Annotated in this window: 29 protein-coding genes; 22 read left to right on the forward strand and 7 right to left on the reverse strand. The window is 64.6% G+C overall.

The window, feature by feature from the left end; genetic code table 11:
- Positions 1-19 precede the first annotated feature (19 nt).
- The 6 genes from ACK2VC_RS11015 to ACK2VC_RS11040 all read left to right on the forward strand — a co-directional run bounded on the left by ACK2VC_RS11015 (position 20) and on the right by ACK2VC_RS11040 (position 5416).
- A complete protein-coding gene (locus ACK2VC_RS11015) occupies positions 20-1507 on the forward strand; it encodes a cbb3-type cytochrome c oxidase subunit I (protein WP_486730396.1) in 1488 nt (495 codons plus the stop codon).
- Complete coding sequence (locus ACK2VC_RS11020; RefSeq protein ID WP_486730397.1) at positions 1504-2118, forward strand: SCO family protein; 615 nt, start codon at positions 1504-1506, stop codon at positions 2116-2118. The genes ACK2VC_RS11015 and ACK2VC_RS11020 overlap by 4 nt, the downstream gene beginning before the upstream one ends.
- Positions 2109-2696 (forward strand): hypothetical protein, encoded by a 588-nt coding sequence (locus ACK2VC_RS11025; RefSeq protein ID WP_486730398.1) that lies wholly within the window; start codon positions 2109-2111, stop codon positions 2694-2696. The genes ACK2VC_RS11020 and ACK2VC_RS11025 overlap by 10 nt, the downstream gene beginning before the upstream one ends.
- 432 nt (positions 2697-3128) lie before the next feature.
- Positions 3129-3860, forward strand: coding sequence for a pyrimidine 5'-nucleotidase (locus ACK2VC_RS11030; RefSeq protein WP_486730399.1), 732 nt, complete (start codon positions 3129-3131; stop codon positions 3858-3860).
- 52 nt (positions 3861-3912) lie between these two features.
- Positions 3913-4488 carry a nucleoid occlusion factor SlmA gene (gene slmA, locus ACK2VC_RS11035; protein ID WP_486730400.1) on the forward strand — a complete coding sequence of 192 codons (576 nt, stop codon included), beginning with the start codon at positions 3913-3915 and terminating at the stop codon, positions 4486-4488.
- Positions 4489-4534: 46 nt separating this feature from the next.
- Entirely contained in the window at positions 4535-5416 is an 882-nt protein-coding gene (locus ACK2VC_RS11040; protein WP_486730401.1) for a DMT family transporter, read from the forward strand.
- Here ACK2VC_RS11040 and ACK2VC_RS11045 read toward each other — a convergent pair.
- Positions 5413-6630, reverse strand: coding sequence for a YbfB/YjiJ family MFS transporter (locus tag ACK2VC_RS11045; RefSeq protein ID WP_486730402.1), 1218 nt, complete (start codon positions 6628-6630; stop codon positions 5413-5415). The genes ACK2VC_RS11040 and ACK2VC_RS11045 overlap by 4 nt on opposite strands.
- 128 nt (positions 6631-6758) lie before the next feature.
- A complete protein-coding gene (locus ACK2VC_RS11050; protein WP_486730403.1) occupies positions 6759-7658 on the reverse strand; it encodes a DMT family transporter in 900 nt (299 codons plus the stop codon).
- Between the two features lie 208 nt (positions 7659-7866).
- On the opposite strand from ACK2VC_RS11050, the gene ACK2VC_RS11055 reads away from it, so the two are divergent.
- The 4 genes from ACK2VC_RS11055 to ACK2VC_RS11070 all read left to right on the forward strand — a co-directional run bounded on the left by ACK2VC_RS11055 (position 7867) and on the right by ACK2VC_RS11070 (position 12709).
- The gene (locus ACK2VC_RS11055) at positions 7867-9030 is read left to right on the forward strand and encodes an ABC transporter substrate-binding protein (RefSeq protein WP_486730404.1); all 1164 of its coding nucleotides are present in this window, start codon (positions 7867-7869) and stop codon (positions 9028-9030) included.
- A gap of 76 nt (positions 9031-9106) precedes the next feature.
- Entirely contained in the window at positions 9107-10162 is a 1056-nt protein-coding gene (locus tag ACK2VC_RS11060; protein WP_486730405.1) for a branched-chain amino acid ABC transporter permease, read from the forward strand.
- On the forward strand, positions 10162-11943 hold the full coding sequence (locus ACK2VC_RS11065) for a branched-chain amino acid ABC transporter ATP-binding protein/permease (protein WP_486730406.1): 1782 nt from the start codon (positions 10162-10164) through the stop codon (positions 11941-11943). The genes ACK2VC_RS11060 and ACK2VC_RS11065 overlap by 1 nt, the downstream gene beginning before the upstream one ends.
- Before the next feature lie 19 nt (positions 11944-11962).
- The gene (locus ACK2VC_RS11070) at positions 11963-12709 is read left to right on the forward strand and encodes an ABC transporter ATP-binding protein (RefSeq protein WP_486730407.1); all 747 of its coding nucleotides are present in this window, start codon (positions 11963-11965) and stop codon (positions 12707-12709) included.
- 95 nt (positions 12710-12804) lie between these two features.
- Here the strand turns inward: ACK2VC_RS11070 and ACK2VC_RS11075 are convergent, their stop codons facing one another.
- The 4 genes from ACK2VC_RS11075 to gpmA form a co-directional block, all read right to left on the reverse strand.
- Positions 12805-13581 carry a HesA/MoeB/ThiF family protein gene (locus ACK2VC_RS11075; protein ID WP_486730408.1) on the reverse strand — a complete coding sequence of 259 codons (777 nt, stop codon included), beginning with the start codon at positions 13579-13581 and terminating at the stop codon, positions 12805-12807.
- Positions 13582-13719: 138 nt separating this feature from the next.
- On the reverse strand, positions 13720-15180 hold the full coding sequence (locus tag ACK2VC_RS11080) for a S41 family peptidase (protein WP_486730409.1): 1461 nt from the start codon (positions 15178-15180) through the stop codon (positions 13720-13722).
- A 3-nt stretch (positions 15181-15183) separates the two neighbouring features.
- Positions 15184-16584 (reverse strand): murein hydrolase activator EnvC family protein, encoded by a 1401-nt coding sequence (locus tag ACK2VC_RS11085; RefSeq protein WP_486730410.1) that lies wholly within the window; start codon positions 16582-16584, stop codon positions 15184-15186.
- Positions 16585-16588: 4 nt separating this feature from the next.
- Complete coding sequence (gene gpmA, locus ACK2VC_RS11090; RefSeq protein ID WP_486730411.1) at positions 16589-17335, reverse strand: 2,3-diphosphoglycerate-dependent phosphoglycerate mutase; 747 nt, start codon at positions 17333-17335, stop codon at positions 16589-16591.
- 149 nt (positions 17336-17484) lie between these two features.
- Between gpmA and ACK2VC_RS11095 the strand changes: the two genes are divergently transcribed.
- The 5 genes from ACK2VC_RS11095 to ACK2VC_RS11115 all read left to right on the forward strand — a co-directional run bounded on the left by ACK2VC_RS11095 (position 17485) and on the right by ACK2VC_RS11115 (position 20391).
- Positions 17485-17886, forward strand: a complete 402-nt coding sequence (locus ACK2VC_RS11095; protein ID WP_486730412.1) for a rhodanese-like domain-containing protein — start codon at positions 17485-17487, stop codon at positions 17884-17886.
- A 16-nt stretch (positions 17887-17902) separates the two neighbouring features.
- On the forward strand, positions 17903-18166 hold the full coding sequence (grxC, locus tag ACK2VC_RS11100) for a glutaredoxin 3 (protein ID WP_486730413.1): 264 nt from the start codon (positions 17903-17905) through the stop codon (positions 18164-18166).
- A 61-nt stretch (positions 18167-18227) separates the two neighbouring features.
- A complete protein-coding gene (gene secB / locus ACK2VC_RS11105; RefSeq protein WP_486730414.1) occupies positions 18228-18746 on the forward strand; it encodes a protein-export chaperone SecB in 519 nt (172 codons plus the stop codon).
- A 16-nt stretch (positions 18747-18762) separates the two neighbouring features.
- A complete protein-coding gene (locus ACK2VC_RS11110; RefSeq protein WP_486730415.1) occupies positions 18763-19230 on the forward strand; it encodes an SH3 domain-containing protein in 468 nt (155 codons plus the stop codon).
- Positions 19231-19392: 162 nt separating this feature from the next.
- A complete protein-coding gene (locus ACK2VC_RS11115; protein ID WP_486730416.1) occupies positions 19393-20391 on the forward strand; it encodes an NAD(P)H-dependent glycerol-3-phosphate dehydrogenase in 999 nt (332 codons plus the stop codon).
- A 31-nt stretch (positions 20392-20422) separates the two neighbouring features.
- Here the strand turns inward: ACK2VC_RS11115 and ACK2VC_RS11120 are convergent, their stop codons facing one another.
- Entirely contained in the window at positions 20423-20752 is a 330-nt protein-coding gene (locus ACK2VC_RS11120; RefSeq protein WP_486730417.1) for a cupin domain-containing protein, read from the reverse strand.
- A gap of 279 nt (positions 20753-21031) precedes the next feature.
- Here ACK2VC_RS11120 and gspG point away from each other — a divergent pair, with 279 nt between their 5' ends.
- From gspG to gspM, 7 genes are all read left to right on the forward strand, one after another.
- Positions 21032-21496: a type II secretion system major pseudopilin GspG gene (gene gspG / locus ACK2VC_RS11125; RefSeq protein ID WP_486730418.1), complete on the forward strand. Its 465-nt coding sequence runs from the start codon at positions 21032-21034 to the stop codon at positions 21494-21496.
- A complete protein-coding gene (locus ACK2VC_RS11130) occupies positions 21484-22011 on the forward strand; it encodes a GspH/FimT family pseudopilin (protein ID WP_486730419.1) in 528 nt (175 codons plus the stop codon). The genes gspG and ACK2VC_RS11130 overlap by 13 nt, the downstream gene beginning before the upstream one ends.
- A 1-nt stretch (position 22012) precedes the next feature.
- Positions 22013-22405, forward strand: a complete 393-nt coding sequence (gene gspI, locus ACK2VC_RS11135; protein WP_486730420.1) for a type II secretion system minor pseudopilin GspI — start codon at positions 22013-22015, stop codon at positions 22403-22405.
- Complete coding sequence (locus ACK2VC_RS11140) at positions 22398-23042, forward strand: PulJ/GspJ family protein (protein WP_486730421.1); 645 nt, start codon at positions 22398-22400, stop codon at positions 23040-23042. The genes gspI and ACK2VC_RS11140 overlap by 8 nt, the downstream gene beginning before the upstream one ends.
- A 41-nt stretch (positions 23043-23083) precedes the next feature.
- Positions 23084-23992, forward strand: a complete 909-nt coding sequence (gspK, locus tag ACK2VC_RS11145) for a type II secretion system minor pseudopilin GspK (protein WP_486730422.1) — start codon at positions 23084-23086, stop codon at positions 23990-23992.
- Positions 23993-24078: 86 nt separating this feature from the next.
- The gene (gene gspL, locus ACK2VC_RS11150) at positions 24079-25356 is read left to right on the forward strand and encodes a type II secretion system protein GspL (RefSeq protein ID WP_486730423.1); all 1278 of its coding nucleotides are present in this window, start codon (positions 24079-24081) and stop codon (positions 25354-25356) included.
- Positions 25353-25856 (forward strand): type II secretion system protein GspM, encoded by a 504-nt coding sequence (gene gspM / locus ACK2VC_RS11155; RefSeq protein ID WP_486730424.1) that lies wholly within the window; start codon positions 25353-25355, stop codon positions 25854-25856. The genes gspL and gspM overlap by 4 nt, the downstream gene beginning before the upstream one ends.
- Positions 25857-25874 lie beyond the last annotated feature (18 nt).

A 25874-nucleotide genomic window follows, 5' to 3' on the forward strand; every position in this document is an offset into this window, starting at 1 on the left:
CGTAACGGAGGAACTGGACATGGCGAACTACACCTATATCCCGGCTCCCGATCATGGAGCCAAAGCCAGCGTGTTGGCCTATCTGATCACCGCAGCTGCCGTATTGCTGCTGATGATGTCTTTTGGCCTGCTAATGCGTCTGGAGCAGGCGCAGCTCATTTCCGTCGGACCGGTCTGGTTCTACAAAATCATGACGCTGCACGGCGCCGGCATGGTCGGCATTACCGCTATCGCCGGGGCTGCCATCATGTGGCACTTCCTGCGCCAATATGTGGACCTATCCCAACGCATATTTGTCGCCAACCTGGTGTTGTTCCTGGTCGGCGTCGTCATGATCCTGGCAAGCGTCCTTTTCGGCCAATTCCACGGCGCCTGGACCTTCCTCTACCCGCTGCCGTCGAAATCAATGGGCATGTGGAGTCCTGGAGCTGCGGCCCTGTTCATGGGCGGCTTGCTGGTGATTGGTGTCGGCTTCCTCCTGATGCACCTGGATATCTCCCGCGCGATCATCGCCCGCTATGGCAACTTCGCCCACGCGCTCGGCTGGCCGCAGCTGTTCGGGGAGGACGACGGCAAGGCGCCGCCGCCCACGATAGTCGCCAGCACCATGGTCACCATCGTCAACATCGTCGGCCTGGTGGTCGGCGCCAGCATCCTGACCATGATGCTGGTGAACCTCTATTCCCCGGGCTTCGCCATTGATGCACTGCTGGCCAAGGGCATGATCTACGTGTTCGGCCACATATTCATCAATGCCGTCATCTACATGGCGGTGATTGCGGTCTATGAGATCCTGCCGCGCTACACGCAGCGCCCGTGGAAATCGAACCGGGTGTTTCTCGCCTCGTGGACGGCGTCCACGGTGATGGTCCTGTTCATCTTCCCGCATCACCTGCTGATGGATTTCGCTTTCCCGAAATGGTTTCTGATCATGGGCCAGGTGATCGGCTACCTGAACACCTTCCCGATCCTGGTAGTGACCGGCTACGGTGCGCTGATGATCGTCTACCGTTCGGGTATCCGCTGGGACATGGCCTCCAAGTTGCTATTCGTATCGCTGTTCGGCTGGGCGGCCGGCACGATGCCGGCGTTCATCGACGGCACGATCACGATCAACTACGTGATGCACAATACCTTGTGGGTGCCGGGGCATTTCCATACTTATCTGCTGCTCGGCATGGTGGCGATGGTATTCGGTTTCATGTATTACATCGGCAAACCCAACCAGGAGGCGCAGGACAGCCTGCTCGACCGCGCTGCATTCTGGGGATTCACCGTCGGTGTGCTCGGCTTCATCCTGAGCTTCCTTTATTCGGGCAAGGAAAGCGTGCCGCGCCGCTACGCCGAGCATCTCCCCGAGTGGGTTCCATACGACCGCATCGCGTCGGTCTTCGTGGTACTCGTGATTGCTTCCGTGCTGGTGTTCATCGTCCGCTTCCTTACCCGCTTGAGCTCGTCCGGACGTGACTACCCACGGGCTACTCTGGCGCGCAGTGCCGCCGCTTGAAACACGGAAAACGGAGCCTCGCCGCCACGGCGCTGGTGACCCTCGCGGGCATCGGCGTCTTCTGGTGGGGCACCGACGGTTTCAGTGCCTTCACCGCCGAAACCGCCCGCCGTTTGGACATCCAGCGCTCGCCACGAGCGCTGCCGGCCGCCGTCCTTGAAGATCAGGATGGCCGTGCCTTTCGCCTGCAGGATTATCAGGGCCGGCTGCTGGCGGTAGAGTTCATCTATACGCGCTGCGCCACGATTTGCCGCAGTCTGGGTATGGCCTTTAGACAGATCCGCGATCATCTGCCGCAGCAAGCGCTGGGGCGCGAGTTCGTCTTGCTCAGCATCAGTTTTGATCCGGATCGGGACGATTTGGCCAGTCTGAAGGCGTATGGCGATACGTATGGCGCCGACGGCGAACACTGGCGCATTGCGCGGGTGCGCAATAAGGCGGATCTGAAGCCGCTGCTTGCGGCCTTCGGCATCGTCGTGATTCCGGATCGACTGGGCGGATTCGAACATAACGCGGCCATTCATCTGGTCGGCCGCGACGGCAAACTGGCGCAGATCAGCGACATTGACCAGCCCATAACGTTTGCCGCAGGGGTGGCCGCATGGTTCTGAAGATTTCCCGGTCCCGGTATGCCCCGTTCGGCCTCGGCGTCCTGTACCTGTTCCTGGCGATGCCGACCGCACGAACCACGCTGGAGGCCGTGATGGGCGCCCACATGCTGGTACAGATACCACTGCTCGTGGTGATCGGCTGCATCGCTGGCCGCTTGCTGCCGCTGCGATGGCAGGATTCGCTGCTTGCTGCTGCGGGCGGCGCAACTCCCTGTGTTTTGCTGGCGCTCTTCGCATCAAGCTACTGGATGCTGCCACGCGCGCTGGATGCGGCGTTGACCGACCCGCTGATGGAGACGGCAAAGTTCGTCAGTCTTCCCGCTCTGGTCGGCCTACCCTTGGCGCTGGCCTGGCCGCGGCTCCCGATCGTCGGTCAGGGCTTCATATTGACCAACTTCATCAGCATGCTGGCCGTCGTTGGCTGGCTCTATATCGCGCTCCCAGTGCGCATTTGCAACAACTACCTGTCGGATCAGCAAACGAAGGCTGGGTGGCTGATGGTCGCGCTCGCCGGGCTGCTTTTTGCCGTCTGGCTGGCCAGGCTGTTCGTCGGCGGCACCAACGAAAGTGCAAGGTGAAGTCGGGTTTCTGATTGTCGGCACGGATCTTGTTGGTCAGTACATTCTTCTGCGCCGGCTGACTCGGTGCGGAGCAAATGAAGCACGATCCGACTGGTGGCGGGTAGTACATAGCAGGTAAGCAATGTGGTTCGGAACCTGCGGAAACTAGGCGATCATGCATGGTGAAATCGCGCGGAAAAGTTCCAGGATTTGTTTGAATTTGTCTTGCTGTTGCATTGAGAGGATTCGCGATTTGGTGGTGCCAGTCTTATTGAGGCACGGCTGCAGCTGGCTGGCATCAGTTTGCTCTGAGCCGGGAGGCGGGTGGGAGCAACATCGGAGTGAATCGGATCTTTTGCTTTAGAATCGGGAGCGGGTCAAAAAAATTTCTACCCTCTTCATTCTGGTTACGAATCTATACTAACCAGCAATTTTACAAATTGCCGGTGTATGTCAAAACCTTCCACGCTCTGGCTGTTCGATCTGGACAATACGCTGCACGACGCCTCGCATGCGATCTTCCCCGCCATCAAACACAACATGAATGCGTTCCTGATGCAGGAACTGGCAGTGGATGGTGTGCCGGCTTCGCCCGAGCTCGCCAACGCGGTGCGGCTCGACTACTGGCGGCGTTATGGCGCGACGCTGCTCGGCATGGTGCGTCACCACCGGGTGCGACCCGAACATTTCCTGCGCGAAGCGCATCAATTCGACGACTTGACGGCGCTGATCCGCGCCGAACGCGGCCTGCTCGATTTGTTGAAGCGCCTGCCTGGGCGCAAGATCCTGCTGACCAACGCGCCGCTCGATTATTCGCGCCAGGTGCTGCGCCAGCTCGGCCTGCAGCGCCATTTCGCGCGCCACATCGCGATCGAATCGATGCGCGTGCATGGCCAGTTGCGGCCCAAGCCGGCGCCACAATTACTGCGCAAGCTGCTGGCGCGCGAAGGCGTGGCCCCTGGTCGCTGCGTGCTGGTCGAGGATACGCCTGGCCACCTGAAAGCGGCGCGAGCGCTGGGCTTGCGCACCGTGTGGGTGACCGGCTATCTGGCCGGCCAGCAGCGGCGCGAGAGGGCGGCGGCCGGCTTGCCGCCGCGCCTGCGGGTGCCGCATCCGCCCTATGTCGATGTCAAAATAAGGTCGGTGCGGCAACTATCTGGTAACCTGCATCGGCTGCGCTAAGTTTGGTGAACGTGCAGCGACCTGCTCCCGACCGCTCACCCATCAGAACGACATGGCAACCACTAAACCCGGCGAACGCAAACTGCAAATCCTGCAGACCCTGGCGGCGATGCTGGAGCAGCCGAAAGGCGAAAAGATCACCACCGCCGCGCTGGCGGCCAGAATCGATGTCTCGGAGGCGGCGCTGTACCGGCATTTTGCCAGCAAGGCGCAGATGTTTGAGGGCTTGATCGAATTCATCGAGGCGACCGTGTTCGGCCTGATCAACCAGATCGCCGAGCAGCAGGAAAACGGCCTGGCGCAGGCGCACTCGATCACCGGCATGCTGCTCAACTTCGCCGAGAAAAATCGCGGCATGACGCGGGTCTTGATCGGCGATGCGCTGGTAAACGAAGACGAGCGGCTGCAGCAGCGTATGAACCAATTCGTCGAGCGCATCGAACTGGCCTTGAAGCAGTCGCTGCGGATCGCCGCCAGCCAGGGCCAGGCGCGCGAAGAAGAAGCGGCGCTGCGCGCCAATCTGATCGCCAGCTACGTGCTGGGCCGCTGGCAGCGTTTCGCCAAAAGCGGCTTTCGGTACAATCCGTCGGACGGCGCCGCCGCCCAGATCACCCTGTTGCTAACCTGAGCGGGCCCGTCTTGCCGCGCTGCGGCGCGTCATTCTTTTATCTTTCATGTCTCTTCCAAAATTTCCGGCCGGCGCCTTCGCGCTGCTGCTGACGGGCGGTGTTGCCATCGGCTTTGGCGCCATCTTCATGCGCTGGTCGGACGTCAGTCCGCTGGCATCGGCCTTCTGGCGTATGGCGCTGGCGGCGCCGCCGCTGTGGCTGTGGGCCTTCGTGGTGCGCAAGCAGGATCGCGCCGCCGGCAAGTCGATCGACTTCGCGCCGGTGCTGGCGCTGGCCGGGATTTATTTCGCCGGCGACATCGGCGTCTGGCATCTGGCGCTGCACTACACCACCGTCTCGAACGCCAGCCTGTTGTCGAATTTCGCGCCGATATTTCTCGCGCTGTGGATGTGGCTGGCGCACAGCGCGCGCTTTGCGCGCGTGTTCCTGCTCGGCATGGCGCTGGCCCTGCTCGGCGCGGTGCTGCTGGTCGGGCCCAACGCCGGTGGCGCTGATGGCGCCGGCAAACTGCTGGGCGATGGCCTGGGCTTGTTTTCGGCGGTGTTCTACGCCGCCTACCAACTGGTGATCAAGGATGCGCGCGAGCGCTATTCGACCGCGCGCCTGATGGCCTGGAGCACCAGTATCACCGCGCTCGCCCTGCTGCCGTTCGCCCTGCTTGCGCCGGGCCCGTTTTTCCCGCTGCAGGCTGCCGGATGGTGGCCGCTGCTGGCACTGGGCTTGCTGGCGCAGATCGGCGGCCAGACCGTGATCGCCTACGCCTTCGCCCACCTGCCGGCCACGCTGGCCTCGGTTAGCCTGCTGATCCAGCCGCTGACCGCGACCATCGCCGCCTGGTTCCTGTTCCAGGAAGTGCTGGCGCCGCTGCAGATCGTCGGCGGCGTGTTGTTGCTGTGGGGAATTTATTTATCCAAGCGCGGCAGCTAGATCCCGTCGTTTGCAGGCGGCACTAGCGGCCGTTGGCGCCAGGCCAGCAGCGCGCCGATGAACAGGGCCGCCGACGAATACAGGAAGCCGCGCTGCAGGCCACCGGCGCCGTCGGCGATCCAGCCGACGATCGCCGGCCCGACGATCTGGCCAAAGGCGAACACAATGGTGAAGGCGGCAATGCCGGCCGACCAGGCTTCCTGCGGCAGGTTGTGCCGCACCAGCGCGGTGGTGGAGGCGACCAGTGACAGGAATACCGCGCCGAACAGCAGGCCGGAGGCGAAGCTGACCGCCGGCGCGGCGGTCAGCGCCGGCAGCAGGATCGCCACCCCCAGCAGGCCGTTCAGGATCGCCAGCGATTCGCCGCCCTTGAAATGGTCCAGCATGCCGGCCCAGATGCGCGACGAAGCGACCACCGCCAGCCCCAGCGCGGTAAAGAACAGCGTGGTCATCGGCGTGCCCATGCCCTGTTCCTTCAGCAGCGCAATCACGAACGTCATGTAGCCGATGTAGCCGACGCCGAACATGAAGTAGCCGGCCAGCCCGAAGGCAAATGGCCGAATACGGAAGCGACCGCCGCCGCTGGCGGCCGCCGGCGCGCCATCGATGCTGGCGGCTGGAGCGGCCATCAGTGCGATGGCCAGTAGGCACAGGGTGCCCAGCACCAGCCAGGCCCATTGCCAGCCATGCGTGGCCTGGGCGCCGGCCGCCGCCGCCAGGGTCAGCGGCACCAGCAAGGCGGAGAGCGCGATGCCGATGCCGACGCCGCCGTAGTACAGGCCGATCAGCAGGCCAGCGCGCCGTGGATGCAGCGAGCCCAGGCGTGCCGCCAGCACACCCCCGGCGACGAAGACAAAGGCGGAAGCGATGCCGGCCAGAATTCGCTGCGCCATCAGCAAGCTGGTGTGGATTTCAAAGCCTGACCACAGCATGAAGGCGGCCGCCAGCAGGCAGCCGCCGATCAGGGTCTTCTGGGCGCCGAAGCGCCGCATCAGCGCCGGCGTCAACAAGGCGCCGATCAGATAGCCGAGCGCATTGCCGGTATTCATCGCGCCCGCTAGCAGGTAGCTCCAGTCGAGGTCGCTGCGCATCGGTGGCAGCAGGAGTGCGTATGAAAATCGGGTCAGGCCGAGCGATACGGCGGCGCCCAGGGAAAGTGCCAGCGCGGTCAGGAACGGGCGCTGTACGGCGAAGCTAGGAGTAGTGGCAGACATGGTGATCCGGTACGCGATCGCGCCAGCCGCTGGTCGTTTTGCGGGTTGGCGTGGAGTATGTTGCAAAATAGCACATTTAACGCAATCTCTGCTTGCCGCTTGGGAAATACCCGGCTACTGCAGTTTGCCTAGGGGCGGTTGCGGAAGGGTTTCATGATGCTGGTCGGCAGCACCAACGCCATTGCCAGCAGCACGATCGCGGCGCCGATCAGCATCGATAACTGCACCGCTTCCTGCAGGAATACGACGCCCCACAGCATCGCAAACAACGGGATCAGGAAGGCGACCGACATTGCCGGGGTAGGGCCGATGCGCATGATCAGCGGAATGAAGGTGGCTTGCGCCAGTGCCGTCGACAGCAGCGCCAGCGCCGCCACGCAGCCCCAGGCCAGCAGCGACGGTTCGGCCGCCGGCAGACTGAACGGTACCGTCGGCAGCAGGAACAGCGTGCCCCATGCCATCGACCCGGTAGCCAGTGCCAGCGGTTCGATCGGCCGATGCCCGGCTGCGCGGCCAAGCAGCTTGACGATGATCGACGACACAGCGTACGACGCCGCGGCGAACATGCAGACCCCCGCCGCCAGCAGCGTCGGGGCATCGGTGGCGAGCGCACCGGCCCCCATCAGGATGGCGACCCCGGCCACGCCCAGCAGCAGTCCACCCGCCTTGCGCAGACTCAAGCGTTCGGACAGCCAGAAAATCGACAGCAGCGCGCCGAACAGCGGCGCGGTCGAATTCAGCACCGCCGAGTAGGCGGCCGGCAAGTACTGGGCGGCGTAACTGAAACTGGCAAACGGTATGGCGGCGGCGGTCAGGCCGACCAGCGCATATGCCTTCAGGTTGCGCCGCCATTCCATCCGTACCCCGATTGCGGTGGCATACCCGACCAGCGCCAGCGTGGCCAGGCCGACCCGCAGCGTGGCGGTCAGCATCGGCCCCAGTTCCGGCACCGCGATGCGCAGGAAAATGAAGGAGCCGCCCCAGATGGCGGCGAGCATGATCAGCTTGGCGAGATCGAGCGGGAGCATGAAAATTTTTTTCACGGGGAAAAACGAACGGTCGATCGGAGACAACAACGGCATAATACAGGTTGCCTTGACGCAATTGCGGCACGCGGTGTGATTGGCGCCAAGCTTGTGCCATGGAAATTGAACCGCTACACTGCAACACCGCGAATCGATGAATCGCCGCCATGCGCGCCAGCGCGGCGGCAACCCCAGTTACGGAGATGAGGGAATGAAAAACAAATTACTGCACGTAGTCCTGCCGCCGCTCTTGGCGCTGGCGTTCGCTACTGCCGCTTCGGCCCAGATCAAGGTCGGCGTGTCGGTCTCCGCCACTGGCCCGGCGGCTTCGCTCGGGATTCCGGAAAAAAACACCTTCGCGCTGCTGCCCAAGGAAATCGCCGGCAAGAGCGTCGAATACATCGTGCTGGACGATGCTTCGGACCCGACCACCGCGGTCAAGAACGTGCGGAAGATGATTTCCGAGGACAAGGTTGACCTGCTGATCGGCTCCACCATCACCCCCAATTCGCTGGCGATGAGCGACGTCGCCGCCGAAACCAAGACGCCGATGATCACGATGGCTGCTTCGGCCATGCTGATCGAGCCGGTCGACGCCAAGCGCTCGTGGATTTTCAAGACGCCGCAAAACGATTCCCACATGTCGACCGCGATCACCGGCCACATGGCGGACCACGGTATCAAACGGGTCGCCTTCATCGGCTTTTCCGACGCCTACGGCGAAGGCTGGTACAAGGAATTCGCCAAGCTGGCCGATGTACGCAAGATCGAGATCGTCGCTAACGAGCGCTTCGCCCGTCCCGACACCTCGGTCACAGGCCAGATTCTGAAAATCATGAGCACCAATCCGGATGCGGTGTTGATCGCCGGCGCCGGCACGCCTGCCGCCTTACCGCAAAAAACCCTGAAGGAGCGCGGCTACAAGGGCGTGATCTATCAAACCCACGGCGTCGCCAACAACGACTTCCTGCGCGTGTGCGGCAAGGATTGCGAAGGCACCTGGCTGCCGTCCGGTCCGCTGCTGGTGGCGGAGCAACTGCCGGATTCCAATCCGGTCAAGAAGTCGGCCATGACCTACAAGACCGCCTATGAAAAAGTATACGGCGCCGGCAGCGTCTCGACCTTCGGCGGCCATGCCTGGGATGCCGGCCTGCTGCTGGGGGCGGCCGCGCCGGTGGCGCTGAAGAGCGCCCAGCCCGGTACGCCGGAATTCCGCAAGGCGCTGCGCGACGCGCTGGAAAAGGTCAAGGACCTGCCCGGTGCGCACGGCATTTTCAGCATGGGGCCGAATGACCACCTCGGGCTGGACCAGCGCGCGCGCGTGATGGTACGGATCGTCAACGGCAAATGGAAGCTGGCTGACGCGGCAAAATAAAGCGGCAGGCCAATATTCCAGAAAAGGCGCGATCGGCATCGCGCCTTTTTCTTGTTGAAATTAATCGGGAATCGGAATGGATTTTTCAATTGCCGCCATCCTGGTGCAGGACGGCATCACCAGCGGCGCCATCTATGCGCTGCTGGCGCTGGCGCTGGTGCTGGTGTTTTCGGTCACGCGTGTGATCTTCATCCCGCAAGGCGAGTTCGTCGCCTTCGGTGCGCTGACGCTGGCGGCGCTGCAGTCGGACCGGTTCCCGCAATCGGCCACGCTGCTGGTCGGCATGGGCGTGCTGACCTTCCTGGTTGACGTGGCGGCCAACCTGCGCAGCGCCGAGCGCCGGCGCGGCGCCGTGCGCGCGATTGGACTCGCGTTCGGCAAGTTCGTGCTGTTTCCGCTGGCGATCTTCGCGCTGACCAGGAGTGTCGGCAACGCCGCGCTGGCGCTGCCATGGCAAGTGCTGCTGACGCTGGCGATCGTGATCCCGATGGGGCCGATGGTGTACCGGCTGGCGTTCCAGCCTCTGGCCGAAGCCAGCACGCTGGTGCTGCTGATCGTCGCGGTCGGCGTGCATTTCGCGCTGACCGGCCTGGGTCTCTTGATGTTCGGCGCCGAGGGCTCGCGCACCACGCCGTTTTCCGATGCCCGGATCGAGATCGGTGCGCTCGCCATCACCGGCCAGAGCATCGTCATCGTCGGCGTCTCGATCGCGTTGATCGTCGGGCTCTACCTGTACTTCGAACGCACGCTGTCGGGCAAGGCGCTGCGCGCCACCGCGGTCAACCGCCTGGGCGCGCGCCTGGTCGGGATCGGAACCACCCAGGCCGGGCGCCTGGCCTTCGTGCTGGCGGCGGCGATGGGCGCGCTGTGCGGCGTGCTGATCGCGCCGCTCACCACCGTGTATTACGACAGCGGTTTTCTGATTGGCCTGAAGGGCTTCGTCGGCGCCATCATCGGCGGCATGGGCAGCTACCCGGTGGCGGCCGGCGGCGCGGTGCTGGTCGGATTGCTGGAGTCGTACTCCTCGTTCTGGGCCAGCGCCTTCAAGGAAGTGATCGTGTTTACGCTGATCATCCCGGTGCTGCTGTGGCGCTCGCTGACTTCGCGCCAGGTCGAAGAGGAGGAAGAGTGATGCGCAAGTCCCTCCTGTTCTTCAGCGCCGCCGCCGCGCTGCTGCCGCTGCTGCCGGTGCCGGAATTCTGGATCACGCTGGCCAACTACATCGGCCTGTACGCGATCGTCGCGCTTGGCCTGGTGCTGTTAACCGGGGTCGGCGGCCTGACCTCGTTCGGCCAGGCAGCCTTCGTCGGCCTCGGTGCCTACACCACCGCCTACCTCTCCACACAGTTCGGCCTCTCGCCTTGGCTCGGGCTGGTAGCCGGCCTGGTCATCACCGCCGTCGCCGCCTTCGCGCTGGGGGCGATTACGCTGCGTCTGTCCGGCCACTATCTGCCGCTGGGCACGATCGCCTGGGGCCTGTCGCTGTTCTTTTTGTTCGGCAACCTGGAATTCCTTGGCAAGTACGACGGCATCAACGGCATCCCGTCGATCGACCTGTTCGGGATTTCCCTGAATACCGGCCACAGGATCTACTACCTGATCTGGCTGGTGGTGATCCTGGCAGTGGTCGCGCTGCAGAACCTGCTGAATTCGCGCCCGGGGCGCGCGATCCGCGCCCTGAAGGGTGGCGGCGTGATGGCCGAGGCGATGGGCGTCAACACCGCCTGGATGAAGATCGTGATCTTCGTCATCGCCGCGCTGTTGGCCGGGATTTCCGGCTGGCTGTACGCGCATCTGCAGCGCTCGGTGAATCCGACCCCGTTCGGCTTGAACGCCGGCATCGAATACCTGTTCATGGCGGTGGTCGGCGGTGCCGGCTACGTCTGGGGCGCGATCCTGGGCGCGACGCTGCTGACGTTGCTGAAGGACCAGTTGCAGTCGATCCTGCCGGCGCTGTTGGGCAGCAACGGCAACTTCGAAATCATCGTGTTCGGCATCATGATGGTGTTGCTGCTGCAGCGCGCGCGTGACGGCATCTGGCCGTTCATCCGCCAATGGTTTCCGCAAAAGCCGCTGGCGGTGGCGCCGGCCGCGGCTGCCGCGCTGCCGATGCGCGCGCGCCATGCCGACGACGAAGTGGTGCTGGAAGTGGCACAGGCGCGCAAGGAATTTGGCGGCCTGGTGGCGGTCAACGACCTGGAATTTTCCGTGCGCGCCGGCGAAATCATGGGCCTAATCGGACCCAACGGTGCCGGCAAGTCGACCATGTTCAACCTGGTCACCGGCGTCTTGCCTGTGACCAGCGGTGAAATCCGCTTCCGCAGCGGCGGCCAACTGCAGCGCATCGACGGCCTGCCCTCGCGCGAGATCGTCAGGCGCGGCATCGGCCGCACCTTCCAGCACGTGCGCCTGCTGCCGGCGATGAGCGTGCTGGAGAACGTCGCCATCGGCGCCCACCTGCGCGGCACGCACGGCGATGTCGCCGGCATCTTCACTGGCATCGCGCGCCTCAACAAGACCGAAGAACAGACCCTGCTGTTCGAAGCCAAGCAGCAGCTCGAGCGCGTCGGCCTGGGCGAGCTGCTGTACGAAGAGGCGGGCAGCCTGGCGCTGGGTCAGCAGCGCATCCTGGAAATCGCGCGCGCGCTGTGCTGCGACCCGACCCTCCTGTTGCTGGACGAGCCGGCCGCCGGCCTGCGCTACAAGGAAAAGCAGGCGCTGGCCGAACTGCTGCAAAAGCTGAAGGCCGAAGGCATGAGCATCCTGCTGGTCGAGCACGACATGGATTTCGTGATGAACCTGACCGACCGCCTGGTGGTGATGGAATTCGGCAGCAAGATCGCCGAGGGCTTGCCGGCCGAGGTGCAGCAGAATCCGGCCGTGCTGGAAGCCTATCTGGGCGGCATCGATTGATAGAGGAAAGGAAGCGCGGATGACTACGCCTGTTCTGCAGGTGACCGACCTGCATGTTGCCTATGGCAAGGTGGAGGCGCTGCACGGCGTCAGCCTGGAAGTCGGCGCCGGCCAGATCGTGACTGTGATCGGCCCCAACGGCGCCGGCAAATCGACCATGCTGAACGCGCTTGCCGGCGCCTTGCCGGCTTCCGGCGCGATGCAGGGCGGCGTCAGCCTGCTTGGGCACGACCTGGACGGCGTGCCGATCGAGACGCGGGTGGCGCGCGGCATGTGCCTGGTGCCGGAAAAGCGTGAACTGTTCGCCAGCATGAGCGTGGAAGACAATTTGCTGCTGGGCAGCTACCGTCGCTACCGGGCGCATGAAAAGGACTATGCCGACCAAATGGCGGTGGTGTATGACCTGTTTCCGCGCCTGCGCGAGCGGCGCCGGCAGGAAGCCGGCACGCTGTCCGGCGGCGAGCGGCAGATGCTGGCGGTGGGGCGGGCGCTGATGGCCAAGCCGCAACTGTTGATGCTGGACGAACCGAGCCTGGGCCTGGCGCCCTTGATCGTGAAGGAAATCTTCCACATCATCGTGCGCCTGAAGGAGACTGGCGTCGCGATCCTGCTGGTCGAGCAGAATGCGCGCGCGGCGTTGCAGGCGGCTGATCATGCCTACGTGCTGGAAACCGGCGACATGGTGCTGCAAGGGCCGGCGGCGGTGCTGGCCGATGATCCGAAGGTGATCGACACCTACCTCGGGCTGGCGAAGAAGGTGGGCTAGCGGCGGCGGTGATCTTTTTGTTAAGTATCTGGAGTATGTCTAAAGTTCTCCGGATTTACTTGCGGAATCCATCTCCATAAGTTGGAGTATGGGAATCAGGGGGCGGGTGGAAGCGGGGATTCCACTACCCTGCCGCAGACCGCACAGGCCGGGTCGCGGGCGATGCCGATGCTGCTCCATTCCATGCTGCGCGCATCCAGCAGCAGCAGGCGCCCGGCCAGCGATGGCCCGATGCCGAGCAGCAGCTTCAGCGCCTCGGCCGCCTGCATCGAGCCGATGATGCCGACCAGCGGCGCGAACACGCCCATGCTGGCGCAACTGACTTCCTCGAATTGCTGCCCGGGCGGGAACAGGCAGGCGTAGCAGGGCGAGGTGGCGCTGCGCGCGTCGAACACGCTGATCTGGCCGTCGAAGCGGATCGCCGCGCCCGACACCAGCGGCACTCGCCGGCCGACGCAGGCGCGGTTCAGTGCGTGGCGGGTGGCGAAATTATCGGTGCAGTCGAGTGCCACGCTGACGTCGGCCAGGAGCATCTCCAGCCGCGTGCCGTCGACCCGCTCGGCGATCGCCACCACCTCGACTTCCGGGTTGATCTGCGCCAGCGCCTGCTGGCCGGAAACTGTCTTGGCCAGGCCGATGCGCGCGGTGGTGTGCAAGATTTGGCGCTGCAGGTTGGTCAGGTCGACCACGTCGTCGTCCACCAGAGTGATCTTGCCGACGCCGGCCGCCGCCAGGTACAGCGCGGCCGGTGAGCCGAGGCCGCCGGCGCCGAGGATCAGCGCATGCGCGGCGCGCAGCTTCTCCTGGCCTTCGATGCCGATTTCGTCGAGCAGGATATGGCGCGAATAGCGCAGCAATTGTTGGTCGTTCATCGACTGGTCAGGAATTTCCCGGCAGGTTCGGCGATCGCACATTCCCAAACAAAAGGCCGCATCGCTGCGGCCTGGTGGCATGTCCGGTCAGGGTGCCGGCGCATTGCGCGCGCGCCACATGGATCGGTCAGGCCGGAATTATTTTTTCTCATCCTCGGGAGTCTGGTTGATGCCGGGCTCCTTCTTGTTTTCCACCACCTTGGCCTGCGACAACTGCACCGGCTTGCCCTTCAGCTGGTTCAGCGCCTGCGCCAACTGGAAGTCTTCCTTGCTGCCGAATTCCAGCGGCTTGCGCTTTTTGGCCGCGGCGATCAGGCGCTGCTCTTCTTCCAGTTCGTCGACTTTGGGGTTGCCGGCCTCGGCATTCTTGTCCTTGTCGTTTGACAGATGCTTGGTCAGGTCCGCTTCGCGCAGCCGCATGCCGTTCAAGCCGTCGCCGTCTGCATACTCGTCCACCATCAGGTCGGGCACGATGCCCTTGGCCTGAATCGAGCGGCCATTCGGCGTGTAATAGCGGGCGGTGGTGAGCTTGACCGCAGTATCGCGCTCCGGCGGCAGCGCCACGATCGATTGCACCGAGCCCTTGCCGAAGGTTTGCGTGCCCATGATCGTCGCGCGCTTGTAATCCTGCAGCGCGCCGGCGACGATTTCGGAGGCCGAGGCCGAGCCGGAATTCACCAGCACGATCATCGGCACCTTCTTCGCCGCTTCCGGCAGTTTCGCCAGCGGATCGCCCAGCGGTCCCGAGGCATAGTATTCGCGCTTGGCGTAAAACGTTGCTTTCGAGCCGGCCAGTTGGCCGTTGGTGGAAACGATCACCGCGTCCTTCGGCAAGAAGGCGGCGGCGACGCCGATCGCGCCCGGCAACACGCCGCCCGGATCGTTGCGCAGGTCGAGCACCAGGCCTTTCAGATTCGGGTCTTCGGCGTACAGCGCGTTCAATTTTTTCGCCAGGTCGGCCACGGTCGGCTCCTGGAATTGCGACACGCGCAGCCAGGCGTAGCCCGGCTCGACCATTTTCGCCTTGACGCTTTGCACCCGGATTTCCTGGCGGATGATGGTGACGATGACCGGCTTGTCCTCATCCTTGCGGGCGATGGTCAGCGTGATCTTGGTGTTCGGCTCGCCGCGCATGCGCTTGACCGCCTGATCCAGCGTCATGCCCTTGACCGGCGTGGTGTCGAGCCGCGTGATCAGGTCGCCGGCCTTGATGCCGGCGCGATAGGCGGGCGAGTCCTCGATCGGCGAAATCACCTTGACGTAGCCGTCTTCCATGCCGACCTCGATGCCGAGGCCGACGAACTTGCCCTGCGTGCCTTCGCGCAGTTCCTTGAAGGCTTTCTTGTCCAGGTAGGCCGAGTGCGGGTCGAGCGAGGCCACCATGCCGGAGATCGCCTCGGTCAGCAGCTTCTTGTCTTCCACCGGTTCGACATAGTCGGATTTGATCAGGCCGAACACGTCCGCCAGTTGCCGCAACTCCTCGACCGGCAACGGCGAGCCGGCGTTTTTCTGCGCCAGCGCGTCAAACTGCATCGAGGCGGCGATGCCGGCCACCAGACCGAGGCCGACGAGGCCGAAATTCTTGAGTTTGCTACCCATTGATCACCTAGTTGTCACCCATCCGAGCGGGTCGAACGCACGCCCTTGATACCGCATTTCAAAGTATAAACCCGATTCTTCGCTGCCACCGGTATTTCCGGTGCGGGCAATGGTCTCACCCCCCGTCACGCGATCGCCGGGCCGCTTCAGCAACGCCTGGTTGTTGCCATAGATCGTCAGATACTGGCTGCCATGGTCGACGATCAGCAAATTGCCGAAGCCGCGCAGCCAGTCGGCGAACACCACCCGGCCGTCGGCGACCGCCTTCACCGCGCTGCCCTCGCCGGCGCGTATGAACAGGCCTTTGCCGCCAGGGCCGGAGCCGTCGCTGCGCCGGCCGCCGAATTTCGCCGTGACCTCTCCCGCCACCGGCAAGCGCAAGTGGCCGCGCAGGGCGGCGAAGGCGCGCCCGGCGTGGGCGCCGGCTTCAGGCGTGATGTCATTTTGTACCAGCGCGCGCGCCGGCGGCTCGTCGTCGTCGATCGCGTCCGGGTTGGCGGCGTGCGGCATGGCAGCAGGGTTCTTGGCCGCCGCTGCGCGCTGCTTTTCCTCAGCGGCGCGGGCCCGAGCCCGCGCCAACTCTTCCTGACGGCGCTTTTCGCGCGCCGCGGCCTCCGCCTTTTGTTGCTCTTCGATCAGGCGCGATAGTTGATCCACCAGGCGGCCGAGGCGTTGCTCATCGCGCGCGATGCCGCCAGCCTGCTTGCGCTGTTCCGCCAGGCTGCCCGCCAGTTGCGCCAGCAGCGTCGCGCGGTGCGCCTTTTCGGTTTCCAGCCGGGTTTTCTGCTGTTGCTGTTCCTGCGCAATTTCTTCCAGTTCGTCGCTGGCGTTGCGGGTCTCGGCCTGGTTGCGTTCCACTGCCTGCAGGTTGGCCCGCAGCGCTTCGATCAGGCTGGCCTGCGCCTGCGACACATAGCCGAAGTAATGCAGATCGCGGTTGATGCGGTTCGGGTTATCGCCGGACAGCAACAGTTTCAGCCGGTCTTCGTTGCCGGCTGCGTACTGCCCGCGCAACAGCTTGGCCAAGCGTTTTTGCTGGGCGGCGACGGTGGCGGCCAGTTCGGCCTGCTGCCGGGCCAGGCGTTCGAGCCGGGCCTCGGTCAGTTTTTGTTCCTGCGCCAGGTCGTGCAGCGCGCGGTCGGCCCTGGAAATCGCGCTTTCGGAATCGGCCAGGGCATCGGCCGCCTGGCCGCGCGCGCTTTCGGTTTGCTCGATCGAGCGTTTCAGCTCGGAGAGTTTTTGCCGCAGATCGGCGCGTTCGCTTTCCACAGCCTGCTTTTGCCGGCTGCGTTCGGTCACCTTGGGCGCCGGCTGCGCCAGTGCGGCGACCGTGCCGGTCAGCAGCAGCGCCAGCAGCAACGCCGCCGCCAGTGGCCGGGGAGGGCGAATCGGCAAACTGCGCAAGGTGTTATTTTGCCTTCCCTTGCGCCGCTACCGCTTGCATCGCTGCCTGCACCGCCGCGGCGTCGCCCAGGTAGTAGCTCTTGATCGGTTTCAGATCGGCGTCCAGTTCATACACCAGCGGCTGGCCGTTGGGAATGTTCAAGCCGACAATGTCGGCATCGCTGATGTTGTCCAGCATCTTGATCAGCGCGCGCAGGCTGTTGCCGTGGGCCGAGATCAGGATGCGCTTGCCGGCGCGGATTGCCGGCGCGATCGATTCGTCCCACAGCGGCATGACGCGCGCCACCGTGTCCTTCAGGCACTCGGTGAGCGGGATTTCTTCCGGTTTCAGGCGCGCATAGCGCGGGTCGTGGGCGGAACTGCGCGGGTCGGACGGCTCCAGCGGCAGCGGCGGCGTATCATAGCTGCGGCGCCACACCATCACCTGCTCGTTGCCGTATTTGGCCGCCGTTTCTGCCTTGTTCAAGCCTTGCAGGGCGCCGTAGTGGCGTTCGTTCAGGCGCCAGCTGTGCACTACCGGCAGCCACATCAAGTCCATTTCGTCGAGCGTGATCCAGAGCGTGCGGATCGCCCGCTTCAGCACCGAGGTATAGGTCAGGTCGAAGTCAAAGCCGGCATCGAGCAGCAGCTTGCCGGCCTGGCGCGCTTCGGCCATGCCCTTTTCCGTCAGATCGACGTCGGTCCAGCCGGTGAAGCGGTTGTCCAGATTCCAGGTGGATTCGCCATGGCGCATGAAGACTATTTTGTACATTGTGGATAGCGGTAAGTGGGCGGGAAAGGTGAAAAATCGTTGGCCGTCGAGGCGGCGTCTGCCACATCTGCCAACCCGCTGCGCGATTCGGAAGCAGCTTGCAGCTTCTATTTTATAATGCAGGTATTGATTAATACCATTGGAGTGCCGTGAAATTCATCATTGACAACCTTCCGCTGTTCGGAATCGTGCTGCTGTCCGGCGGCGCGCTGGCATGGCCGCATCTACAGCGGCGCGGCAGCAAGGTCTCGCTGCTGCAGGCCACGCAAATGATCAACCAGGGCAAGACGCTCGTGCTGGACGTGCGCGAGCCGGCCGAATTCGCCGCCGGCCATCTGCGCGATGCCAGGAATATCCCGTTGAACCAGCTGCCGCAGCGCCTCGCCGAGCTGGAAAAGGCGAAGGCGAAAAACGTGATCGTGATGTGCCAGTCCGGGGTACGTTCGCCGAAGGCGGCCAGCGTGCTGAACAAGGCGGGCTTCGAGTCGGTCTTCAATCTGGACGGCGGCCTCGCCGCGTGGCAGGCGCAAGGCATGCCGGTCACCAAATAAGCCAGGAGAAGCATCGATGACAGCACGTGTTTTAATGTACAGCACCGGCGTGTGCCCGTATTGCCAGATGGCCGAGCGGCTGCTGAAGGCGAAGGGCGTCGCCGATATCGAAAAAATCCGGATCGACCTCGACGCAACCCAGCGCGCCGAAATGATGGCGAAGACCGGCCGCCGCACGGTGCCGCAAATCTATATCGGCGATACCCACGTCGGCGGCTTCGACGACCTGAGTGCGCTGGAGCATGCCGGCCAACTGGATGCGCTGCTGCAGGGCGCGTAATCCGGCTTCACCCAACGCGGCGGCAATTTGCCGCCACCCCCAATCTTGACGAAAGTATTGTATGGCCGATCAGAACCAAGCAAACGCAGAAGAGCAGCAGCCGGTATTCCAGATCCAGCGCGTGTACCTGAAGGACTTGTCGCTGGAGCAGCCGAACTCGCCGGCGATTTTCCTGGAGCAGGATGCGCCGACGATTGAAGTCGCGGTCGATGTCGGCGCCGCCGCCCTGGCCGAAAACATTTTCGAATCGACCGTAACGATCACCGTCACTTCGAAAATCAACGACAAGGTCGCGTTCCTGGTCGAAGGCAAGCAGGCCGGCATTTTCGAGGCACGCAATATCCCTGCCGAGCAGCTCGATCCGCTGCTCGGAATCGGCTGCCCGAACATCATCTATCCCTACCTGCGCGCCAATATCGCCGACGCCATCACGCGCGCCGGCTTCCCTCCGGTGCATCTGTCGGAAATCAATTTCGAGGTGTTTTACCAGCAGCGCCTGCAGGCACTGGCCGAGCAGCAGGCGCAGAGCGCGGGTTCGGGCATTGTGATGCCGGACGGCTCCAGCGCGGCAACCCATTGAGCGCGGGAGGCGGCGCATGCTTCCCCGCAAACTTGGCAGGCTGAAAAGCGCGCTCCTGTTGCTGCTGGCAGCATTGTCGCTGGCGGCTGGCGCCGTCCGCGCCGCCGATTTCAAATCGATCGGGGCGGCGCCGGCGGTGCTCTACGACGCGCCCTCGGAACGTGGCCGGCGCATCTTTGTCGCGCCGCGCGGCATGCCGGTGGAGGTGGTGCTGACCTACAACGAATGGAGCAAGGTGCGCGACGCTGGCGGCGACCTGTCGTGGGTCGAGAGCAAGGCGCTCAGCAATGCCCGCATGCTGGTGGTGAGCGCGCCCAAGGCGCGGATTCATGCCGCTGCCGATGAGGCCAGCGCGCTGGTGTTTTCCGCCGACAAGGGTGTGCTGCTGGAACTGGTGGAGCCGCCGTCATCGCCCTGGCTCAAGGTCAGGCATCGCGATGGCCAGGGCGGCTACGTCAAGGCGACCGAGGTCTGGGGCGACTGAGGCGCCGTTTCCCTGCTGTGCCATCTCCCATTCAAGTCGGGAGTATCTTCAAAAACAGCCGTGTTCCGCCCGCAATTTGGGCGGGATTTTTTATACTGGCAATAGTATATTGTTGGAGTAGGGGATGATCCTCGGTTCGTCGCGGCTGGCGGGAGGGCCGGCATGAATATCACGATCCTCGGCGCCGGCGCCTGGGGCAGCGCGCTGGCGATCTCGCTGGCGGCGCGCCATCGGGTGCTGCTGTGGGGGCGCGACGACGCGACCATGCGCGCGATTGCCGAGCGGCGCGAAAATTTCAAATATCTGCCCGGCTTCGAGTTACCGGCCGGCATGGCCGTCAGCGCCGATTTCGAGGCCGCGCTGGCGCACGCGGCCGCGGCCGACGGTTTGCTGATCGCGGCCTCCTCGGTGTCCGGCTTGCGGCCGTTGGCTGAGCGCCTGCAGGGGCGGCCGGTGCCGCATCTGGTCTGGCTGTGCAAGGGTTTCGAGCAGCATAGCGATCTGCTGCCGCACCAGGTGGTGCGGCAGGTGCTGGGACCGGGGATTGCGCTGGGCGTGCTGTCCGGGCCGTCGTTCGCGCAGGAGGTGGCGCGCGGCTTGCCGTGCGCGCTGACGGTGGCCAGCAGCGAGCCGGCGCTGGCGGAGCGGGTGGTGGCGGCGGCGCATGGCGATGCGATGCGGGTGTACTCCACTGACGACATGATCGGCGTCGAAGTCGGTGGCGCGGTCAAGAATATCCTGGCGATCGCGGCCGGCATCAGCGACGGCCTCGGCCTCGGCTTGAATGCGCGCGCGGCGCTGATCACGCGCGGGCTGGCGGAAATCACCCGGCTCGGCGTCGCGCTCGGCGGCCGCGCGGAAACCTTCATGGGGCTGGCCGGCGTCGGCGACCTGATTCTGACCTGCACCGGCGACCTGTCGCGCAATCGCCGGGTCGGGCTGGCACTGGCGCAGGGCAAGAGCCTGCAGCAGGTGGTGGCGGAATTGGGCCATGTGGCGGAAGGCGTGTATTGCGCCGAAGCGGTAGCGGCGCGCGCGCGCGCCTGCGGCGTCGAGATGCCGATCACGCATGCGGTGGCCGGCGTGCTGTTTGCCGGCGATTCGCCGCAACGGATGGTGGCGCAACTGTTGGCGCGCGATCCGCGCGAGGAAAGCGCCTGAGGCGCGCGGTCTTGAGGATGGTTGCCGGCCGTTAAGGCTTGAGCGCTACCGTCACCAGCAGCGAGGCGTCCTGCAATGCCAGCAACTGGTGTGGCTCGCCGCCCTGCAGATACATCATTTCGCCGGCTTGCAGTGTGCTGCTGCACTGGTGCGCCTGCAACTCGACCACACCCTCCAGGCAGTGGATCGTGATTGCACCCGGTACCTTGTGGTTCAGCAGTTTCTTGCCGGTCGGCAGCACCAGCCGCATCACTTCCAGCGTATCGCTCTTGAACAAGGCGCTGGAACTCGCCTGCGTCAGCCTGGCGCCGAGCGGCCGGACGTCGATCACGTCGCCGGAACGGGCATGTGGCAAAGCCATGTTCGTCTCCTTGAGTCTGGTGTAAAAACAAACCCGCGATGCCCGGTTCGATGTCGGGAAACGGCGAACCAAAGCGGCAGCATGGCGTCCAATCGGCAATATCGACCTTCCGCTGGCTTGCCGGAAGTTCCACGTGGGCCTCCAACGCAACGTCATTTTGCGATATTCTGCTGTCATCCGCAGCGATCCGATCCAGATTCGAATAATACGGAAAGAGCGGGTTGCGCTTTATACTGGCCCTTCATTTTGTCACTCTTACGATTCTTGCCGATTTCCCTTATGCATACAGTATTCCTCCCGGCGCCGCGGCGTCCGTTGCCGCAGTCGCGTTCGCGCGGATTCACGCTGATTGAGATCATGGTGGTGGTGGTCATCATGGGCATCCTGGCGGCACTGGTGGTGCCGAAACTGATGGGGCGTACCGATGATGCCCGCATCATCGCCGCCAAGCAGGACATTGCCACCATCATGCAGGGGTTGAAGCTGTACCGGCTTGACAATCACCGCTATCCGACCACTGAACAGGGTTTGCAGGCGCTGATCACGAAGCCGACCGCCGGACCGGCCGCCAATGGCTGGAAGACCGGCGGCTATCTCGACAAACTGCCCAAGGATCCGTGGGGCAATCCGTATCACTACCTGTCACCCGGGGTCAAAGGCGAGGTCGACGTGTTTTCCTATGGCGCCGACGGCCAGGCCGGCGGGGCTGACAACGATGCCGATATCGGTTCGTGGGATCTTTGACCCCGCCATCTCGGTTTTACCGCAAGCCGTCGCGCGGCGATCCGCGCAGCGCCGGCTTCACGTTACTGGAGCTGTTGCTGGTGATCGTGATCGCCGGCATCACGCTCGGACTGGTGTCCTTCAACGCCGCGCCGAGTGTGCAGCAGGGGTTGCAAAACGAGGCGCAGCGGATCGCGCTGCTGATGCAGTTGGCGCGCGACGAGGCGATCGTGCGCGACCGGCCGATTGCGTTCGAAGCGGCGCCCGATGGCTATCGCTTCGTGCTGCGCGAGGGCAATGTCTGGAAGCCGCTGGAGCAGGACGAGATGTTGCGTGAGCGCCGGTTCCAGCGGCCGCCGGTGGCGCTGTCGATCGAACCGGCGGGCGCCGCGGTTGGCAATCCGCTGCGCATCGTCTTTGGTCGCGAACCGGTCGACAAGCCATTCGTGCTGACGCTGGCCGCCGGCGCCAGCCGGGTCGCCATCCGGGCCGACGGCATCGGCCATTACGAGGTTGAAGGCAATGCCGCCGAGTGAGATGCGGCGCCCCCGCTCGTGCCCGGCTACACCCGCGGCGCGCGGTTTCACCCTGCTTGAAGTGCTGGTGGCGCTGGTGATCGTCGGCACCGCGCTGGGCGCCAGCCTGCGCGCGGTCGGCAGCCTGACCCGCAACAGCGACGATCTGCGGGCGGCAATGATGGCGACCTGGTCGGCCGAGAACCGGCTCTCGCAGATCCGCCTGGCGCGCGAATGGCCAGCGTTGGGCAAACGCGAGTTCGCCTGCTCCCAGGGCGAGTTGGCGCTGATCTGCGAAGAGGAAGTGCTGGCGACGCCGAATCCTTATTTCCGCCGGGTGCAGGTCAGCGTCTTCGTCAGCGGCCAGCCGGAGCGGCGCATCGTGCGCCTGGCGCAGGTGGTGCCGAATGGCTAGGTTGCTGCGCCGGCGCCGGGCCGGTTTCACCTTGATCGAATTGCTGGTGGCGATCAGCGTGCTGGCGGTGGTGGCGGTGCTGGGCTGGCGCGGCCTGGACGGCATCGTCCGTGCGCGGATTGCGCTCAACCAGCAATTGGCGCAAACGCGCGGCCTGCAACTGGCGTTCGCGCAATTGCAAAGCGATTGCGCGCGCATCGTGCCGGCCAGCTTGCTCGCCGGGCGCAGCGCGCTGGCGGTCGATCCGGAGCGCTTGCTGTTGGTGCGTACGGTATACGCCGACGACCAGCCGACGCGCCTGCAGGTGGTCGGCTACCGTCTGCACGAGGGCGTGCTGACGCGCCAGGAATCGGTGCCGACCCGCGACTTGGCAGAGCTGGACGGCTTGTGGCTGGCTGCGCAAAACAATAGCGCACCGGCGCCGGCGGTGGTGCTGGAATCGGACCTGGCGGCGATGACGGTGCGGATCTGGGGCGCCGATCGCCCGGGTTGGCGCAGCTCCGCCGACGCCGCGCTGGCCGGCGCCAACGCCAGCCCTGGAGCGGCGGCGCCGCAACCGACCGGGTTGGAAGTTGCGCTGCAATTGCGTGGCCAGCAGACCAGCATGGTCAAGGTGTTTTTGCTGGGGGCGGTGTAGAGATGCGGGTACGGCACCGATTCCGCCGGCGGCAGCGCGGCGTGGCGATCATCACCGCCTTGCTGCTGACCACGCTGGCGATTACGATCGTTGCCAGCCTGTTCTGGCAGCAGCAGGTGCAGGTGCGCTCGATCGAGAACCAGCGCTTGCAATTGCAGAAGCAGTGGGTGCTGCGTGGAGCACTGGATTGGGCGCGGCTGATCTTGCGCGAAGACGCCAAATATTCGACGGTGGACCAGTTGGGCGAGCCGTGGGCGGTGGAGCTGGCGGAAACCAGGCTCGATCAGTACGTGGAAAATGAACGGATCGAAGGCGATATCGGGAACGCCACCTTATCCGGCCGTGTCATCGATGCCCAGTCGCGCTTCAATCTCGCCAATCTGGCCGCCAATGGCACCGTCGATGCGGCGCAGGTCGCGATCTTTCAGCGCCTGTTAAGCGCGCTGCAACTGGATACCGGATTGGCCCAGGCCAGCGCCGAACTGCTGGCTGCGAGCCAGCCCAAGGCCGCCTCTGCCACCGGCGCGGCTGTGGTGCCGCCTGCCAAGGGCCCGATCGGTATCACCCAGATTGACGATTTGCTGGCGGTGCCGGGTTTTTCTCCGGAGATATATGCCAGGTTGAAGGATTTCGTCACGGTGCTGCCGCGCCCGACGCCGGTGAATGCCAATACGGCGCCGGCCGAAGTGCTGCAGGCGATCATTGATACACTGTCGGCGTCCGATGCCACGGCGCTGGTTGCCAGCCGCGACCGCGCCTATTTTCGCGACGGCGCCGATCTGGCGCAGCGCGTGCCCGGAATCGCGCCGAGCAGCAGCCAGCTCGCCTTTGCCACCAATTTCTTTCTGGTGGACGGCAAGGTCAGAATCGGTCGGGCCTCGCTGCAAATGCTGGCCTTGATCGAACGCAACGGATCGAGTACCAAGCTGCTCTGGGTCAGGGAAAATTAAGGAAAATCGGAAAGTCACAAAAGCAGTGCAGAATCGATGCCAGGACATCGCGGAAGCGACATAAAAATCAGGAAATCGGGACGCCTTTGAGCACACTTTACATTCGCCTGCCGGCGCGCATTGCAGCCGGCCATGCGGCCAATCATGCGCTGCAGCCGGCGCAACTGGGCTGCGCCTTTGCGCTGGCGTCCGACGCCGGCAACGTGGAGCGCGAAGGCATGGCGCCGCTGTCGGAACTGGGCGCGCTGGTTGCCGGCGCGCAGCGCGTGCTGCTGATTCTGGCGGCCACTGATGTCAGCCTGTTGCGGGTGGCGGTGCCGCCGCTGTCGCCGGCGCGGCTGCGGGTGGCGCTGCCCAATCTGGTCGAGGACCAGTTGCTGGCCGAGCCGGCGGAAGTGGTGGTGGCTGCCGGACGCGCCACTGACGGCTTGCGCACAGTGGCGGTGGTGCAGCGCGACTGGCTCGAATTGCTGGTCAATATCATGCTGGCGCTGGGTGCGCGCAAAATCCTGGCGTTGCCGGCGCAACTATGCTTACCCTACCGCGCCGACACCGTCAGCGCCGCGCTGTGCGTCATCGAGACTGGCGGCGAGCGCGACCTCACGCTCGCGTTGCGGCTGGCGGAGGAAGCGGGAATCGGCCTGCCGGTGCTGCCGCAGACCGGTACCGCCACGGCGCCGGCAACCTTGCAAATGCTGCGGCTGATGGCGCCGGAAGCTGCAATCACGTTGTATGTGCCGGCCGCCGAGGTGCGCGCGTATCAGGTCGCGCTGGAAACCGAAGGAGAGCAACGCGTCACGCTGCAAGCGGATTCGTGGGCGCACTGGATTGCCGGCGCCCAGCGCGCGCAGCCGGATTTGCTGGCCGGCCTCGCTGGCGCCGCCGGTCCTGGCATCGATTGGAACCGCTGGCGCTGGCCGCTGGCGCTGGCCGGCGCGCTGCTGCTGGTCAATGCCTTGGCGTTGAATCTGGACTGGTGGCGCCTGAAGCGGGAAGCGGATACGACGCGCTCGGCCCTCGCCCAAGTGTTCCAGCAAGCCTATCCGAAGGAGACCGTGATCATCGACCCGGTATTGCAGATGCGGCAAAAAATTGCCGCCGCCAAGCGCGAGGCCGGCCAGCCGGCGCCGGACGACTTTGCGCCGCTGGCAGCTGGCTTTGCCGAGGCCTGGAGCCGTGCCGGCAGCGGCGGTCAGCCGTTGCCGGCCATTGCCGCGCTGGAATACCGCGAGCGCGCGTTGCTGGTGCGCATCAAGGCACCGGGCGAGATTCCGCTGGCGCAATTGCAGCCGGCGCTGGCGGCGCGCAACCTGGCATTAACCCAGCAAGGCGCGGATGCGCTGCAGATCCGGAGCGCGCGATGAACGCCTTGCAGCGGCTGAGGCAAGCGGTGCTGCTGTTTCTGGCGGCGCGCGACCGGCGCGAACGGATCATGCTGGGCTGGGGAGCGGCCGCGCTGGCGGTGGCGCTGGTTTACGCGCTGTTGATCGACCCTGCCCTGGGCGGCCGCGCCCAGTTGCGCAAGAGCCTGCCGGACCTGCATCAGCAAGTGGCGGAATTGCAGGTGCTGGCGAGCGAGGCTGCGGCACTCGGGGACAAGGCGGCGGCGCCGGCGCTGGCGGTGTCGAAGCAAAGCATCGAAACCAGTCTGGCGCGCAGCGGACTGGTGGCGCAAAGCGTGGTGGTGACCGGGGATTTCGTCAAGGTGCAATTGGCGGCGGCGCCGTTTGCCGGTATCGTCGGCTGGCTGAATGACATGCAAACCGGCGCTCGCCTGGCCGTCAGCGAAGCCGCCGTGACGGCGCTGGCCGAGCCGGGCAGCGTGAATGCGACGCTGACCTTGCAGCGGCGGCAAAGTGAGTGAAGCGGCGCTGCGGCGGAC

The sequence above is a fragment of the Herbaspirillum sp. WTB6 genome (genome assembly GCF_057457785.1).